This window comes from Serratia sp. T13T92 (assembly GCF_047530105.1).
GTDB lineage: Bacteria > Pseudomonadota > Gammaproteobacteria > Enterobacterales > Enterobacteriaceae > Chania > Chania fonticola.
The window spans coordinates 39,923-54,509 of the sequence record NZ_JBLJAK010000019.1 but is presented as its reverse complement, the minus strand read 5'-3'; the positions used below and the strand labels follow the sequence as shown (position 1 = coordinate 54,509).

At 55.2% G+C, this 14,587-nt stretch carries 13 protein-coding genes; all 13 read left to right on the top strand.

Going from position 1 to position 14,587, the window contains the following annotated elements; all coding sequences use genetic code 11:
* Positions 1–105: 105 nt before the first annotated feature.
* The 13 genes from trxA (at position 106) to wzyE (ending at position 14,587) form a co-directional block, all read left to right on the top strand.
* Complete coding sequence (trxA, locus tag ACMV5I_RS17705; protein ID WP_024484188.1) at positions 106–432, top strand: thioredoxin TrxA; 327 nt, start codon at positions 106–108, stop codon at positions 430–432.
* A gap of 446 nt (positions 433–878) precedes the next feature.
* Positions 879–2,138, top strand: a complete 1,260-nt coding sequence (rho, locus tag ACMV5I_RS17700) for a transcription termination factor Rho (RefSeq protein ID WP_021181558.1) — start codon at positions 879–881, stop codon at positions 2,136–2,138.
* Between the two features lie 278 nt (positions 2,139–2,416).
* Positions 2,417–3,514: a UDP-N-acetylglucosamine--undecaprenyl-phosphate N-acetylglucosaminephosphotransferase gene (wecA, locus tag ACMV5I_RS17695; RefSeq protein WP_024484187.1), complete on the top strand. Its 1,098-nt coding sequence runs from the start codon at positions 2,417–2,419 to the stop codon at positions 3,512–3,514.
* A 20-nt stretch (positions 3,515–3,534) separates the two neighbouring features.
* The gene (wzzE, locus tag ACMV5I_RS17690) at positions 3,535–4,587 is read left to right on the top strand and encodes an ECA polysaccharide chain length modulation protein (protein WP_037411855.1); all 1,053 of its coding nucleotides are present in this window, start codon (positions 3,535–3,537) and stop codon (positions 4,585–4,587) included.
* 86 nt (positions 4,588–4,673) lie between these two features.
* Positions 4,674–5,804 carry a non-hydrolyzing UDP-N-acetylglucosamine 2-epimerase gene (gene wecB, locus ACMV5I_RS17685; protein WP_414824959.1) on the top strand — a complete coding sequence of 377 codons (1,131 nt, stop codon included), beginning with the start codon at positions 4,674–4,676 and terminating at the stop codon, positions 5,802–5,804.
* Positions 5,801–7,063 carry a UDP-N-acetyl-D-mannosamine dehydrogenase gene (gene wecC / locus ACMV5I_RS17680; protein ID WP_414824958.1) on the top strand — a complete coding sequence of 421 codons (1,263 nt, stop codon included), beginning with the start codon at positions 5,801–5,803 and terminating at the stop codon, positions 7,061–7,063. Before wecB ends, wecC begins: the two co-directional genes overlap by 4 nt.
* The gene (rffG, locus tag ACMV5I_RS17675; protein ID WP_261461534.1) at positions 7,060–8,127 is read left to right on the top strand and encodes a dTDP-glucose 4,6-dehydratase; all 1,068 of its coding nucleotides are present in this window, start codon (positions 7,060–7,062) and stop codon (positions 8,125–8,127) included. The genes wecC and rffG overlap by 4 nt, the downstream gene beginning before the upstream one ends.
* Before the next feature lie 66 nt (positions 8,128–8,193).
* Entirely contained in the window at positions 8,194–9,075 is an 882-nt protein-coding gene (rfbA, locus tag ACMV5I_RS17670) for a glucose-1-phosphate thymidylyltransferase RfbA (protein WP_414824957.1), read from the top strand.
* A complete protein-coding gene (gene rffC / locus ACMV5I_RS17665; protein WP_141130939.1) occupies positions 9,053–9,772 on the top strand; it encodes a dTDP-4-amino-4,6-dideoxy-D-galactose acyltransferase in 720 nt (239 codons plus the stop codon). The genes rfbA and rffC overlap by 23 nt, the downstream gene beginning before the upstream one ends.
* Positions 9,759–10,889 carry a dTDP-4-amino-4,6-dideoxygalactose transaminase gene (rffA, locus tag ACMV5I_RS17660; RefSeq protein ID WP_037376578.1) on the top strand — a complete coding sequence of 377 codons (1,131 nt, stop codon included), beginning with the start codon at positions 9,759–9,761 and terminating at the stop codon, positions 10,887–10,889. The genes rffC and rffA overlap by 14 nt, the downstream gene beginning before the upstream one ends.
* 1 nt (position 10,890) lies before the next feature.
* Positions 10,891–12,141 (top strand): lipid III flippase WzxE, encoded by a 1,251-nt coding sequence (gene wzxE / locus ACMV5I_RS17655; RefSeq protein ID WP_414824956.1) that lies wholly within the window; start codon positions 10,891–10,893, stop codon positions 12,139–12,141.
* On the top strand, positions 12,138–13,223 hold the full coding sequence (locus tag ACMV5I_RS17650) for a TDP-N-acetylfucosamine:lipid II N-acetylfucosaminyltransferase (RefSeq protein WP_414824955.1): 1,086 nt from the start codon (positions 12,138–12,140) through the stop codon (positions 13,221–13,223). Before wzxE ends, ACMV5I_RS17650 begins: the two co-directional genes overlap by 4 nt.
* Positions 13,220–14,587 (top strand): ECA oligosaccharide polymerase, encoded by a 1,368-nt coding sequence (gene wzyE, locus ACMV5I_RS17645; protein WP_024484177.1) that lies wholly within the window; start codon positions 13,220–13,222, stop codon positions 14,585–14,587. The genes ACMV5I_RS17650 and wzyE overlap by 4 nt, the downstream gene beginning before the upstream one ends.

Below are 14,587 nucleotides of genomic sequence, written 5' to 3'. Positions count from 1 at the left end.
TGCTTTACGAAAGCATATCCGTTGAAATAAAAACGGTGAAATAAAATCACCTGAGTTGGTTTGATGCTACACCAACAAGGTAGACCCAATCCTGTGGAGTAGAACATGAGCGATAAAATTATTCACCTGACTGACGACAGCTTCGATTCCGATGTGCTGAAAGCCGAAGGGCCAATCCTGGTCGATTTCTGGGCTGAATGGTGTGGTCCGTGCAAGATGATTGCTCCGATCCTCGACGAGATTGCCGAAGAGTTCGCCGGCAAGTTGACCATTACCAAACTGAACATCGATCAAAACCCGGCTACCGCGCCTAAATACGGCATCCGCGGCATCCCGACGCTGTTGTTGTTCAAGAACGGTGAAGTGGCAGCGACCAAGGTCGGCGCGCTGTCCAAGGGCCAGCTCAAAGAGTTCCTGGACGCGAATCTGTAATTAGGGCGGGAAGCCCCGTGACGGGCGTCTGGAGGGGGATTTTCATTCACCGCTAGACGCCTGCCAAGAAGCGTGTTAAGTTTAACCATACTGCATTCTGAACTTGCCATAAGTATTAAATCTAAAGAGTCTGAATCTAAGCATTACTCTACGTTGAACCATCGGCACTAGCATTTTACTGTGAACCGAGCCCGTGTTTTGACGATCAAGCGGTTTTACAAAAAATCAGTTTTAAGGCACCTTCGATCTTAAACCGTCAGCGTGTGCGCCCCAGCTAAGCCATTTCTTACTGCGGCAGCCCAGCAGCCCGGCGATCGAACGTCCAGTAACAGGCACGCATACCCTATGAATTTCACGTTGTAGCTTGAAAGGTTATGGGTATAACACGCTGCCATACCATTCACGATACTAGTTCGAGACACACCCCGAGTTTAAGAACCCCCACTATGAATCTTACCGAATTAAAGAATACGCCGGTTTCTGAGCTGATTACTCTCGGCGAAAATATGGGGCTGGAAAACCTGGCCCGCCTGCGCAAACAGGACATTATCTTCTCTATACTCAAGCAACATGCGAAAAGCGGAGAAGATATCTTCGGTGATGGCGTGCTGGAGATATTGCAGGATGGATTTGGTTTCCTCCGTTCCGGAGACAGTTCCTACCTCGCAGGCCCCGACGATATCTACGTTTCTCCCAGCCAAATCCGCCGCTTCAACCTCCGCACAGGTGACACCATTTCCGGTAAGATTCGTCCGCCAAAAGAAGGCGAGCGCTATTTTGCCCTGTTGAAAGTTAACGAAGTCAACTACGACAAACCGGAAAACGCCCGTAACAAGATCCTGTTCGAAAACCTGACGCCGCTGCACGCCAACTCACGTTTGCGTATGGAGCGCGGCAACGGCTCTACCGAAGATCTGACGGCTCGCGTACTGGATCTGGCAGCGCCAATCGGTCGTGGCCAGCGTGGCCTGATTGTGGCACCGCCGAAAGCCGGTAAAACCATGCTGCTGCAAAACATTGCGCAGAGCATCGCATACAACCATCCAGACTGCGTGCTGATGGTGTTGCTGATCGACGAACGTCCGGAAGAAGTGACCGAGATGCAACGTCTGGTAAAAGGCGAAGTTATCGCTTCTACCTTCGACGAACCTGCATCCCGCCATGTACAGGTTGCCGAAATGGTGATCGAGAAGGCCAAGCGCCTGGTCGAACACAAAAAAGACGTGATCATCCTGCTGGACTCCATCACCCGTCTGGCGCGTGCCTACAACACCGTAGTACCTGCCTCAGGCAAAGTGCTGACCGGTGGTGTGGATGCGAACGCCCTGCATCGTCCGAAGCGTTTCTTCGGTGCTGCTCGTAACGTTGAGGAAGGCGGCAGCCTGACCATCATCGCTACCGCACTGGTCGATACCGGTTCGAAGATGGACGAAGTGATCTACGAAGAGTTTAAAGGTACGGGTAACATGGAACTGCATCTGGCGCGTAAAATCGCCGAGAAGCGCGTGTTCCCAGCTATCGATTACAACCGTTCCGGTACGCGTAAAGAAGAGTTGCTCACCACCTCTGAAGAACTGCAGAAGATGTGGATCCTGCGCAAGATCATTCACCCAATGGGCGAGATCGACGCGATGGAGTTCCTCATTAACAAGTTGGCGATGACCAAAACCAACGATGAATTCTTCGACATGATGAAACGCTCATAAATAAGTAAAATATTCGAGGAACGCCACGCCTAGTCGTGGCGTTTTTTGCTTTTGGCGGATACGATAAGTAACAGTAAAGGAAAGTAAGTTATTCTTGTGACTTATTGAGAACTTATCTTATTTGCGCCTGTTTTTTGCGTTAATGCGTTGAAGCAAGACACGTTTTGGGCATTGATAAGTGTCTATGTCATAGGAAATGACTGAAAGGTCGCTTGGTCATGTGGCGCGGTTTTTTACCCATGTTAAGCTGCCTCATCTTCTTCAGAGATTTGTTAACCGTGAACTTACTCACTATGAGTACTGAAATTCTTTTTGTTTTTCTGTTTTCTCTGGCTTTTTTATTTGTTGCTCGCAAGGCAGCAAAACCTATTGGTTTGGTTGATAAGCCTAATTACCGCAAACGTCATCAGGGGCTGATCCCGTTGGTGGGTGGGATTTCTGTTTACGCTGGCATCTGCTTTGCCTTCCTGATCACCGACCAGACGATTGCGCACAGCAAACTCTATCTCACCTGCGCCGGTGTCCTGGTATTCGTCGGGGCACTGGACGATCGCTTCGATATTAGCGTCAAGATCCGCGCCACCATTCAGGCACTGGTCGGCATCGCCATGATGGTGTTTGCCGGCCTTTATCTGCGCAGCCTCGGCTATGTGTTTGGTGGCTGGGAAATGCAGTTGGGGCCGTTTGGCTATTTGGTGACGCTGTTTGCCGTTTGGGCGGCGATTAACGCCTTTAACATGGTCGATGGTATCGACGGCCTGCTCGGCGGTCTCTCTTGCGTGTCGTTCGGTGCGATGGGGATCCTGCTTTATCAAGGCGGCCATAGCGAGCTTGCCTTCTGGTGTTTCGCGATGCTGGCGGCTATTGTTCCCTATATTCTGCTCAACCTCGGCATCCTTGGCCGTCGCTATAAGGTCTTTATGGGCGACGCCGGCAGTACGCTGATCGGTTTTACCGCCATCTGGCTGCTGGTGCAAAGCTCACAAGGGCCAAACCATCCGATCAAACCGGTCACCGCGCTGTGGATTATCGCCATCCCGCTGATGGATATGATTGCCATCATGTATCGCCGTCTGCGTAAGGGCATGAGCCCGTTCTCGCCAGACCGTCAACACATCCACCATTTGATTATGCGAGCGGGCTTTACGCCTCGTCAGGCTTTTGTGCTCATCACCTTGGCCGCAGCGCTGTTGGCGGCGGTTGGCGTGATAGGCGAACGTCTGACTTTCATACCTGAATGGGTTATGTTGGCATTATTCTTGCTTGCATTCTTCTTGTATGGCTATTGCATTAAACGTGCATGGCGGGTCGCGCGTTATATCAAACGTCTCAAGCGCCGCCTGCGGAATGCAACGAACAATAAGCAAGTACCTTAACCTGAGGCTTTAGGGCAGTGATGAATCCTGAAACAACGTCTGACAAGAATACCCCGGTGGTCGATAACGAACTCGATATCCGCGGTCTATGCTGCACCCTGTGGCGCGGCAAAAAATGGATTATCGGTTTCGCGGTGTTGTTTGCTGCCGTTGCGCTGATCGTTTCCTACCTGGTGAAACAGGAGTGGAGCGCCACGGCGATCACCGATAAGCCAACGGTGAATGCGCTGGGGGGATATTACTCTCAGCAGCAGTTCCTGCGTAACCTGGATCAGCGGACGCTGCCTGCGGTTGCCAGCGATCAGCCAGGCATCGCCGATGAAGCCTATAATGAATTTATCATGCAGTTGGCCGCCTATGACACGCGCCGTGATTTCTGGCTGCAAAGCGATTACTACAAGCAGCGCCAGGAAGGGGATGCCCGTGCCGATGCGGCGTTGCTTGATGACCTGATTAACAATATCCAGTTCACGCCGCGCGACGACAAAAAAGTGCTGAATGACAGTGTGAAACTGACCGCCGAGACTGCGCCAGACTCCAACCATCTGTTGCGTCAGTATGTTGCCTTTGCCAGCCACCGTGCGGCGCAGCATCTGAATGAAGAGATCCAGGGAGCCTGGTCGGCACGTACCACCTCGATGAGTGCACAGGTCAAGCGCCAGGAAGCGGTGGCCGATGCGGTTTATCAGCGTGAGCTAAAGACCGTGCAGCAGGCGCTGAAAATCGCCGAGCAGCAGGGGATTAGCCGTACGCAGACCGATACGCCAGCCGAACAGCTGCCAGACTCCGATCTGTTCCTGCTGGGTAAACCTATGCTACAGGCGCGCCTGGAGGGTTTACAGGCTTCCGGCCCGGCTTACGATGTGAGTTACGATCAGAACCGGGCCATGTTAGCAACCTTGAACGTCGGCCCGACGTTGGATGCCAAATTCCAGACCTACCGCTATTTACGTACGCCGGAAGAGCCGGTGAAACGTGATAGCCCACGCCGGGTATTCTGGCTGATTATGTGGGGCGCAATCGGTGGCCTGATTGGTGCGGGCGTTGCCTTGGTACGCCGGCCACGTAGTTAATTAATAATATAATAATTTCGCTGTTGGGCACTGAGTGCCCAACTTTGCAGGTTCGCCTGCACTTCACCGACCAAAAGAGATTCGCTGTGAAAGTGTTGACTGTTTTTGGCACCAGACCGGAAGCCATCAAAATGGCACCTCTGGTACATGCTCTGGCTCAGGATGATGCCTTTGAGTCAAGAGTCTGCGTTACGGCACAGCATCGCGAGATGCTGGATCAGGTACTGCGTTTGTTTGAAATCGTACCGGATTACGACCTGAATATTATGAAACCGGGCCAGGGGCTGAGTGAAATCACCTGCCGCATTCTGGAAGGGATCAAAGGCGTACTGGAGGACTTCAAGCCGGACGTGGTGTTGGTTCACGGTGACACGACGACCACCATGGCGACCAGCCTGGCAGCGTTTTATCAGCGTATCCCGGTGGGGCATGTGGAAGCGGGCCTGCGTACCGGTAATCTCTATTCTCCGTGGCCTGAAGAGGCCAACCGCAAGTTGACGGGGCATTTGGCGATGTATCACTTCTCGCCAACCGAAAATTCACGGCAGAACCTGTTACGTGAATCGCTGCGGGACGACCATATTTTCGTCACGGGCAATACCGTGATCGATGCGTTGCTGTGGGTGCGCGACCGCATCATGCACAACCCAGAACTGCGCACCAGCCTTGACCAGCGCTATCCTTTCCTGGATGCCAACAAAAAGCTAATCTTGGTAACCGGGCACCGCCGCGAAAGCTTCGGCGGTGGGTTCGAGCGCATCTGTAGCGCTTTGGCCGAGATTGCCCTTCAGCATCCTGAAGTGCAGGTGGTCTATCCGGTGCACCTCAATCCGAACGTCAGCGAGCCGGTCAACCGTATTTTGAAGGGGATCGATAACATCATTCTGATCGATCCGCAGGATTACCTGCCGTTTGTCTATCTGATGACGCGATCTTATCTGATCCTGACCGACTCGGGCGGCATTCAGGAAGAGGCGCCGTCGCTGGGTAAACCGGTGTTGGTGATGCGTGATACCACCGAGCGGCCAGAAGCGGTAGATGCCGGTACGGTACAGCTGGTGGGAACGGACGTAGCTAAAATTGTTGATGCGGTAACCCGGTTATTGACAGACGAAGGCGAATACCACGCCATGAGCCGGGCGCATAACCCATACGGTGACGGGCATGCCTGCCAACGTATCCTCGAAGCTTTAAAGAATCATCAGGTGACACTATGAGTTTTAACACTATTTCAGTTATTGGCCTGGGCTATATTGGTTTGCCAACGGCGGCGGCGTTTGCTTCCCGCAAGAAAAAAGTGGTGGGCGTAGATGTTAACCAGCACGCGGTAGATACCATTAACCGCGGTGCCATCCACATCGTCGAACCTGATTTGGATCGCGTAGTAAAAGAAGCGGTAGAAGGCGGCTATCTGCAGGCGGTGACTAAACCGCTGGCGGCCGATGCGTTCCTGATCGCCGTACCAACGCCGTTCAAAGGGGATCACGAACCCGATCTGGCCTATGTTGAAGCCGCCGCCAAGTCATTGGCACCGGTACTGAAAAAGGGCGACCTGGTGATCCTGGAGTCTACTTCACCGGTGGGCGCTACCGAGCAGATGGCACTCTGGTTGGCAGAGGCGCGTAGCGATCTGAGCTTCCCGCAGGATGCCGGTGAGCGGGCCGACGTGAACATTGCCTACTGTCCTGAGCGCGTGCTGCCTGGGCAGGTGATGGTTGAGCTGATCCAGAATGACCGCGTGATTGGCGGGATGACGCCAAAATGCTCCGAGCGCGCCAGCGCGCTGTACAAGATTTTCCTCGAAGGTGAGTGTGTGATCACCAACTCGCGCACCGCCGAGATGTGCAAACTGACGGAAAACAGCTTCCGCGACGTTAACATCGCGTTTGCCAACGAGCTTTCGCTGATCTGTGCCGAGCAGGGTATTAACGTGTGGGAACTGATCCGCCTGGCTAACCGCCATCCGCGTGTCAACATTCTGCAACCTGGTCCTGGTGTGGGCGGGCATTGTATCGCCGTTGATCCTTGGTTCATCGTGGCGCAGAACCCGCAACAGGCTCGTCTGATCCATACTGCGCGCCTGGTCAACGACGGCAAACCGCTCTGGGTGGTCGATCAAGTCAAGGCAGCCGTGGCAGATTGCCTGGCGGCCACCAACAAGCGCGCTTCTGAAGTGAAAATTGCCTGCTTCGGACTGGCGTTCAAACCTAATATCGACGACCTGCGTGAGAGCCCGGCGGTTGAAGTAGCCCACCTGATTGCCGATTGGCACGTGGGTGAAACCCTGGCGGTCGAGCCTAACGTTGAGCAATTGCCGAAGTCACTGGCGGGCCACGTTACGCTGAAAAAACTGCCTGAAGCCCTACAGCAGGCGGATGTGATCGTGATGCTGGTCGATCATAAAGAATTCAAGGCCATCAGGCCGGAAGAGATTAAGCAGTCCTGGATCGTGGACACCAAAGGAGTCTGGCGTTGAAACGTATTTTGGTCACCGGCGGGGCCGGATTTATCGGCTCTGCCGTGGTAAGACATATCATCGAGGGGACCCGCGATAGCGTGGTGGTGGTTGATAAGCTCACCTATGCCGGTAACCTGGAGTCGCTGGCGGGCGTGGCGGACAACGAGCGCTATGCTTTCGAGCAGGTAGATATCTGCGACCGTGCCGCACTGGACCGCGTATTTGCGCAGTACCAGCCGGATTTCGTGATGCATCTGGCGGCAGAAAGCCACGTTGACCGCTCGATCGACGGCCCGGCAGCCTTTATCGAAACCAACATAGTGGGTACTTACACCATGCTGGAGGCCGCCCGTCATTATTGGCAGGCGCTGGCGGCAGAGAAAAAGCAGGCTTTCCGCTTCCATCATATCTCTACCGATGAAGTGTACGGTGACCTGCACGGCACCGACGATCTGTTTACCGAAACTACTCCTTACGCGCCAAGCAGCCCGTATTCTGCTTCCAAGGCCTCGAGCGACCACTTGGTGCGCGCCTGGCTGCGTACCTACGGTTTCCCTACCGTCGTGACCAATTGCTCCAACAACTACGGCCCTTACCACTTCCCAGAGAAGCTGGTGCCGCTGGTGATCCTTAATGCCATTTCTGGCAAACCGCTGCCGGTTTACGGCGACGGAGCGCAGGTGCGTGACTGGCTGTTTGTGGAGGACCATGCGCGGGCGTTATATCAGGTGGTGACCGAAGGTGTGATTGGGGAAACCTATAACATCGGCGGCCACAACGAGCGCAAAAATATCGAAGTTGTACAGACCATCTGCGATCTGCTGGAAGAGCTGGCACCGCACAAACCGCAGGGCGTGGCGAAATATCGCGATCTGATCACCTACGTCAAAGATCGCCCTGGCCACGATATGCGCTATGCCATCGACGCGGGCAAAATTGAACGTGAACTGGGTTGGCGCCCACAGGAAACCTTTGAAAGCGGCATCCGCAAAACGGTTTCCTGGTATCTGAACAATGAAACCTGGTGGCGCCGCGTGCAAGACGGTTCCTATGCAGGCGAGCGTTTAGGGCTAAACCAATAATCCTATCTAGGTAAACGCACGGAAGGCTATAAGCGCCGTGCGGCTAGCGGAAGTTCAGGAGTCATGATGAAAGGTATTATTCTAGCCGGCGGGTCGGGGACGCGTTTACACCCGATCACTCGCGGCGTCTCCAAGCAGTTGCTGCCCATTTACGATAAACCGATGATTTACTATCCGCTCTCGGTGCTGATGCTGGCCGGGATCCGCGATATTCTGATTATCTCTACGCCTGAAGATCTGCCCTCGTTTCGCCGTTTGCTGGGCAGCGGTGAAGAATTTGGCATCAACCTCAGCTACGCCGAACAACCGAGCCCGGACGGGTTGGCACAGGCCTTCCTGATCGGCGAAGAGTTTATCGGCGGCGAGCCGTGCTGCCTGGTGCTGGGCGACAATATCTACTTCGGCCAGGGCTTCAGCCCGAAACTGAAAAGCGTGGTTCAGGGTCTGAAAGGTGCCACGGTATTTGGTTACCAGGTTATGGACCCAGAGCGTTTTGGCGTAGTGGAGTTCGACGATAATTTCCACGCGCTGTCGATTGAAGAAAAGCCGCTGAAGCCGAAGTCCAACTGGGCGGTCACCGGTCTCTATTTCTATGACAACCAGGTGGTGGATTTCGCCAAGCAGGTGAAGCCTTCCGAACGCGGCGAGCTGGAAATCACCAGTATCAACCAGATGTATCTGGAGCGTGGCGAACTGAGCGTCGAGCTGTTGGGGCGTGGTTTTGCCTGGCTCGATACCGGCACCCACGACAGCCTGATCGAAGCCAGTACCTTTGTGCAGACGGTAGAGAAGCGCCAGGGGTTCAAGATTGCCTGTCTGGAAGAGATCGCCTGGCGTAACGGCTGGCTGGATGATGATGGCGTAAGACGCTCGGCGCAGGCGTTAGCCAAAACCGGCTATGGCAAATACTTACTGGATTTACTGCATGTCCGTCCACGCCAATATTGAGCCTTTGGGCTGGGAAAGCGAGTATTTCCAACTCACTAGCGCCAAACTGCATTTTGACGATGCGGCTCCTGCGCTTACGGTAGCTGAACTGGATGCGTTTGCGCTGGTTCAGGCCAAGATCCCGGCCCAGCGCCTGGACTTGGCCGATGGTTTGGCTGGCGCGGGATTTCGGCTGGTAGAGGGTGAAGTGGACTTTGCCCTGGCAATTGGCACAGATTGTGCATTGAATTTACCGGCCATTCGCATCGCCCAGCCTGAAGATATTCCACTGTTGCGTTCGGTGGCGGCCAAGGTATTTGCCGCCAGCCGTTTCCGCGCGCCTTGGTATCAGCCGCAGGACAGCGGGCGTTTTTACGCCACCTGGATTGAAAAAGCGGTGCTGGGGACGTTTGACCATCAGTGCCTGCTTGTGTTGGGCAGCGATGGGGAGCCAGAAGGGTTTGTCAGCCTGCGTGATATCGGCCAGCAAGAGGCGCGTATCGGCCTGCTGGCGGCATTCCCAGGTGTACAAGGTAAAGGGACCGGTTCTCGGCTGATGACAGCCGCGATCGCCTGGTGCCAGCAGCAACGGCTGCAGCGCCTGCGGATCGCGACTCAGATAAGTAATATTGCCGCGTTACGGCTCTATCAACGGCACGGTGCCACCCTAGAAAGCACCGCGTATTGGTTCTATAGAGGTTTACATGATCCCATTTAACGCTCCACCGGTTGTTGGCACGGAACTCGATTATATGCAGGCTGCGATGAGCAGCGGCAAACTCTGTGGTGACGGTGGTTTTACCCGTCGCTGCCAGCAGTGGATGGAACAGCATTTCGGCTGTCCGAAAGTGCTGCTGACGCCGTCTTGCACCGCGTCACTGGAAATGGCCGCCATCCTGCTGGATATCCAGCCGGGTGATGAAGTGATCATGCCGAGCTACACCTTCGTATCCACCGCTAACGCCTTTGTGCTGCGCGGGGCGGTGATGGTGTTTGTCGATCTGCGTCCAGACACCATGAACATCGATGAAACCAAGATTGAAGCGGCGATCACCGATAAAACCCGTGCCATCGTGCCGGTGCATTACGCTGGCGTAGCCTGCGAAATGGACACCATCATGGCGTTGGCGAAGAAGTACAACCTGATGGTGGTAGAAGATGCTGCGCAGGGCGTGATGTCGACCTATAAAGGCAAAGCCTTGGGGACCATCGGCCATATCGGCTGCTTCAGCTTTCATGAGACCAAAAACTACACCGCTGGCGGTGAAGGTGGCGCGACGCTGATTAACGACCCGGCCCTGATCGATCGTGCCGAAGTGATCCGTGAAAAAGGCACCAACCGCAGCCAGTTCTTCCGTGGTCAGGTAGACAAATATACCTGGCGCGATATTGGTTCCAGCTATCTGATGTCAGATCTGCAAGCCGCTTATCTGTGGGCACAGTTGGAGGCCGCCGAGACGATCAACCAGCGCCGCCTGAAGCTGTGGCAGAACTATTACGATGCATTGAAACCGTTGGCAGACTCAGGGCGTATCGCCTTGCCGGTCATTCCGGCCAACTGCGTGCACAACGCCCATATGTTCTACATCAAGCTGAAAGACGTGCAGGATCGTACCGCGTTTATCGACTACCTGAAAGAAGCCGAAATAATGTCGGTGTTCCACTACATCCCACTGCACGCCTGCCCGGCCGGTGAGAAGTTTGGCCGTTTCTCCGGCGAGGACCGCTTCACCACCAAAGAGAGCGAGCGCCTGGTGCGTCTGCCGCTGTTCTTTAACATGTCAGACGTCAATCAACGTACGGTAATCAATACCATCCTGAGCTTCCTCGCCTGATATGTCTCTGGCAAAAGCATCGATTTGGACCGCGGGCTCCACGCTGATCAAGATCGGCGTGGGGTTGCTGGTGGTAAAAATGCTGGCGGTGGCCTTCGGCCCCAGCGGGGTCGGGCAGGCGGGTAACTTCCGCCAATTGCTCACCGTGTTGGGCGTGCTGTCGGGTGCCGGGATTTTTAACGGTATCACCAAGTATGTTGCGGAGTACCATCAGGATCCGCAGCGGTTGCGGATGGCGGTGGGTACCGCGTCCAGCATCGTGCTGGGTTTCTCAACCCTGCTGGCGCTGGTGTTCCTGTTTGCTGCCGAGCCGATCAGCCGTGGGCTGTTTGGCCATGCTGACTATGTGAACGTGGTGCGGGCGGTGGCGTTTATCCAGATGGGGATTGCCTACGCCAACCTGTTCCTGGCGATCCTCAAAGGTTATCGCGATGCGATGGGTAACGCGCTGGCGGTGATCGCCGGTAGCCTGATCGGCGTGGTAGCCTTTACGCTATGCTTTAAGCTGGGCGGCTATGAAGGCGCGTTGGCCGGGCTGGCTCTGGTTCCTGCCTTGGTAGTGCTGCCTGCCGGTTTCATGCTGTGGCGGCGCAAGGCGATGCCGCTGCGCTATCTGGCGCTGGCCTGGGATAAGGCGCTAGCCAGCCATCTCGGCAAGTTTACCCTGATGGCGCTGATCACCTCCGTGACCTTGCCGGTCGCCTATGTAATGATGCGTAACCTGCTGGCGGAGCATTACGGCTGGGACGAAGTGGGGATCTGGCAAGGGGTGAGCAGTATCTCTGATGCCTACCTGCAGTTTATTACCGCTTCTTTCACCGTTTATCTGCTGCCAACGCTGTCGCGCCTGCAAGAGAAAAGCGCCATTTCGCGGGAGATCGTGCGCTCGCTGAAGTTTGTGCTGCCTGCGGTCGCCGCTGCCAGCTTTACCGTCTGGCTGCTGCGTGACTTCGCCATCTGGCTGCTGTTCTCTGAGAAGTTCGTTGCCATGCGCGATCTGTTTGCCTGGCAACTGGTGGGGGACGTGCTGAAAGTCGGGGCCTACGTCTTCGGTTACCTGGTGATCGCCAAGGCGTCGCTCCGTTTTTATATTTTGACAGAGGTCAGCCAGTTTGCCTTGCTGACGCTGTTCTCGCACTGGCTGATCCCGCTGCATGGCGCATTAGGGGCGGCACAGGCCTATATGGCAACCTACATCGTGTATTTTGCGCTCTGTAGCTGCGTATTTATTCTTTATCGTAGACGAGTATGACCATACTAATCCACGTACTGGGATCTGATATCCCGCATCATAATCAGACGGTGCTGCGCTTCTTTAATGACGTGCTGGCCGAACGCCTGCCCGCAGAACAAGTGTGTCACTTCATGGTGGCAGCCAAAGACGTGGCCGCGTTGGGCCACTTTCCCAAACTGACCATCGAGGCTTTCCCCGGCAAAAAGAGCCTCGCAGAGGCAGTGATTGCCCGTGCCAAGGCCAACCGTGACACCCGCCTGTTCCTGCATGGCCAGTTTAACGCGGCGCTGTGGCTGGCCTTGCTGAGCGGCAAGATCAAGCCGCGCCAGGTGAGCTGGCATATCTGGGGGGCCGATCTGTATGAAAATGCCACCAGTTGGAAATATCGCCTGTTCTACGTGCTGCGCCGCATTGCCCAAGGGCGGGTTGGCCACGTATTTGCCACCCGAGGCGACCTGATCCACTACCAGCAGCGGCACGCACGCGTTCCGGCCTCGCTGCTGTATTTCCCGACGCGTATGGACCCTGCGTTGACAGGCATCGAAGTCGAAAAGGACCTGGCCGGGCCGATGACCATCCTGGTGGGCAACTCTGGTGATACCACCAACCGCCATATTGAGGCGTTGCAGGCGATCCATCAGCAATTTGGTGACAAGGTGCGGGTGATTTTGCCGATGGGCTATCCGGCCAATAACGACGCCTATATTGCCCAGGTGCGCGCGGCTGGCCTGAAGTTGTTCTCCGAGCAGAACCTGCAACTGCTGACCCAGCAGGTGGCGTTTGACGATTATCTCAATATCCTGCGTGAGTGCGATCTCGGCTACTTCATTTTCGACCGCCAGCAGGGGATCGGTACGCTGTGCCTGTTGATTCAGTTTGGCGTACCTTTTGTCCTCAGCCGCAAGAACCCGTTCTGGCAGGACCTGGCAGAGCAGCATCTGCCGGTGCTGTTCTATGGCGACTCGCTGGATGAAGCCGTGGTGCGCGAATCACAGCGCCAACTGGCAACGCTGGATAAACAGTCCATCGCCTTTTTCAATCCGAACTATGTTGATGGCTGGCAGCAGGCATTGGCGTTGGCGGCGGGAGAAAATCCATGACGCTGGCACAGTTTGGCGGGCTGTTTGTCGTCTATCTGATCGGGGCGCTGTTTGTGCTGACCCTGACCTATCAGGAGTTTCGGCGTGTCCGCTTCAACTTTAACGTCTTCTTTTCCTTGCTCTATCTGCTGACGTTTTACTTTGGCTTCCCGCTGACCTGCCTGCTGGTGTTCCAGTTTGACGTGGCCGTGGTGCCGGTTGAGTTCCTGCTGTATGCCATTCTTTCTGCCACCGCCTTCTACGCGATTTACTACGTCAGCTACAAGACGCGGTTGCGTAAGCGTAGCAGCCAGCCGCATAAGCCAGTGTTCACCATGAACCGGGTAGAGACGCATATCACCTGGATATTGCTGGCGCTGGTGGCGATCGGCACCGTGGGCATCTTCTTTATGCAGAACGGCTTCCTGCTGTTCAAGCTCAACTCCTACAGCCAAATCTTCTCCAGCGATGTGTCAGGGGTGGCGCTCAAGCGCTTCTTCTACTTCTTTATCCCGGCGATGCTGGTGGTCTATTTCCTGAAGCAGGATTTGCGTGCCTGGTTCTTCTTCCTGGCGGCCACGGTGGCGTTCGGCATTCTGACCTACGTGATCGTGGGCGGTACCCGTGCCAACATCATCATCGCTTTCGCACTATTCTTGTTTATCGGCATTGTGCGCGGTTGGATCTCGCTGTGGATGCTGGTGGCCGCCGGGGTGTTCGGCATTGTCGGCATGTTCTGGCTGGCGCTGAAACGCTATAGCCTGGATGTCAGCGGCCCGGAAGCGTTCTACACTTTCCTGTATCTGACCCGTGATACCTTCTCTCCGTGGGAGAACCTGGGGCTGCTGCTGCAAAATTACGACAAGATCGATTTCCAGGGGCTGGCCCCGATCGTGCGTGATTTCTATGTCTTTATCCCTGCCTGGTTGTGGCCGGGGCGGCCGGATCTGGTGCTGAATACCGCCAACTACTTTACCTGGGAAGTGCTGGACAACCATTCCGGGCTGGCGATTTCCCCAACGCTGATTGGTTCGCTGGTGGTGATGGGCGGGGTGCTGTTTATCCCGCTGGGCGCCATTGTGGTGGGCCTGATCATCAAGTGGTTCGACTGGCTGTATGAGCTGGGCAAAAGTGAACAGAACCGCTTTAAGGCGGCGATATTGCAAGGGTTCTGCTTTGGTGCGGTGTTTAATATCATCGTGCTGGCGCGTGAGGGGGTAGATTCCTTTGTCTCACGCGTGGTGTTCTTCTGCATCATTTTTGGTGCCTGCCTGGTATTGGCAAAATTACTGTACTGGCTGTTTGATGCTGCCGGGCTTATCAAGACTCGAATTATGCGCAAGCGCGCGTTGGCTCCCGTAGCCAACTCCCTTGTGCCAAGGTAA

Coding starts and splice junctions, on each gene's coding strand:
- ACMV5I_RS17650 (WP_414824955.1), top strand. CDS start 12,138: ATGACCATACTAATCCACGTACTGGGATCTGATATCCCGCATCATAAT.
- rfbA (WP_414824957.1), top strand. CDS start 8,194: ATGAAAGGTATTATTCTAGCCGGCGGGTCGGGGACGCGTTTACACCCG.
- rho (WP_021181558.1), top strand. CDS start 879: ATGAATCTTACCGAATTAAAGAATACGCCGGTTTCTGAGCTGATTACT.
- wecC (WP_414824958.1), top strand. CDS start 5,801: ATGAGTTTTAACACTATTTCAGTTATTGGCCTGGGCTATATTGGTTTG.
- trxA (WP_024484188.1), top strand. CDS start 106: ATGAGCGATAAAATTATTCACCTGACTGACGACAGCTTCGATTCCGAT.
- wzzE (WP_037411855.1), top strand. CDS start 3,535: ATGAATCCTGAAACAACGTCTGACAAGAATACCCCGGTGGTCGATAAC.
- wzxE (WP_414824956.1), top strand. CDS start 10,891: ATGTCTCTGGCAAAAGCATCGATTTGGACCGCGGGCTCCACGCTGATC.
- rffA (WP_037376578.1), top strand. CDS start 9,759: ATGATCCCATTTAACGCTCCACCGGTTGTTGGCACGGAACTCGATTAT.
- rffC (WP_141130939.1), top strand. CDS start 9,053: ATGTCCGTCCACGCCAATATTGAGCCTTTGGGCTGGGAAAGCGAGTAT.
- wzyE (WP_024484177.1), top strand. CDS start 13,220: ATGACGCTGGCACAGTTTGGCGGGCTGTTTGTCGTCTATCTGATCGGG.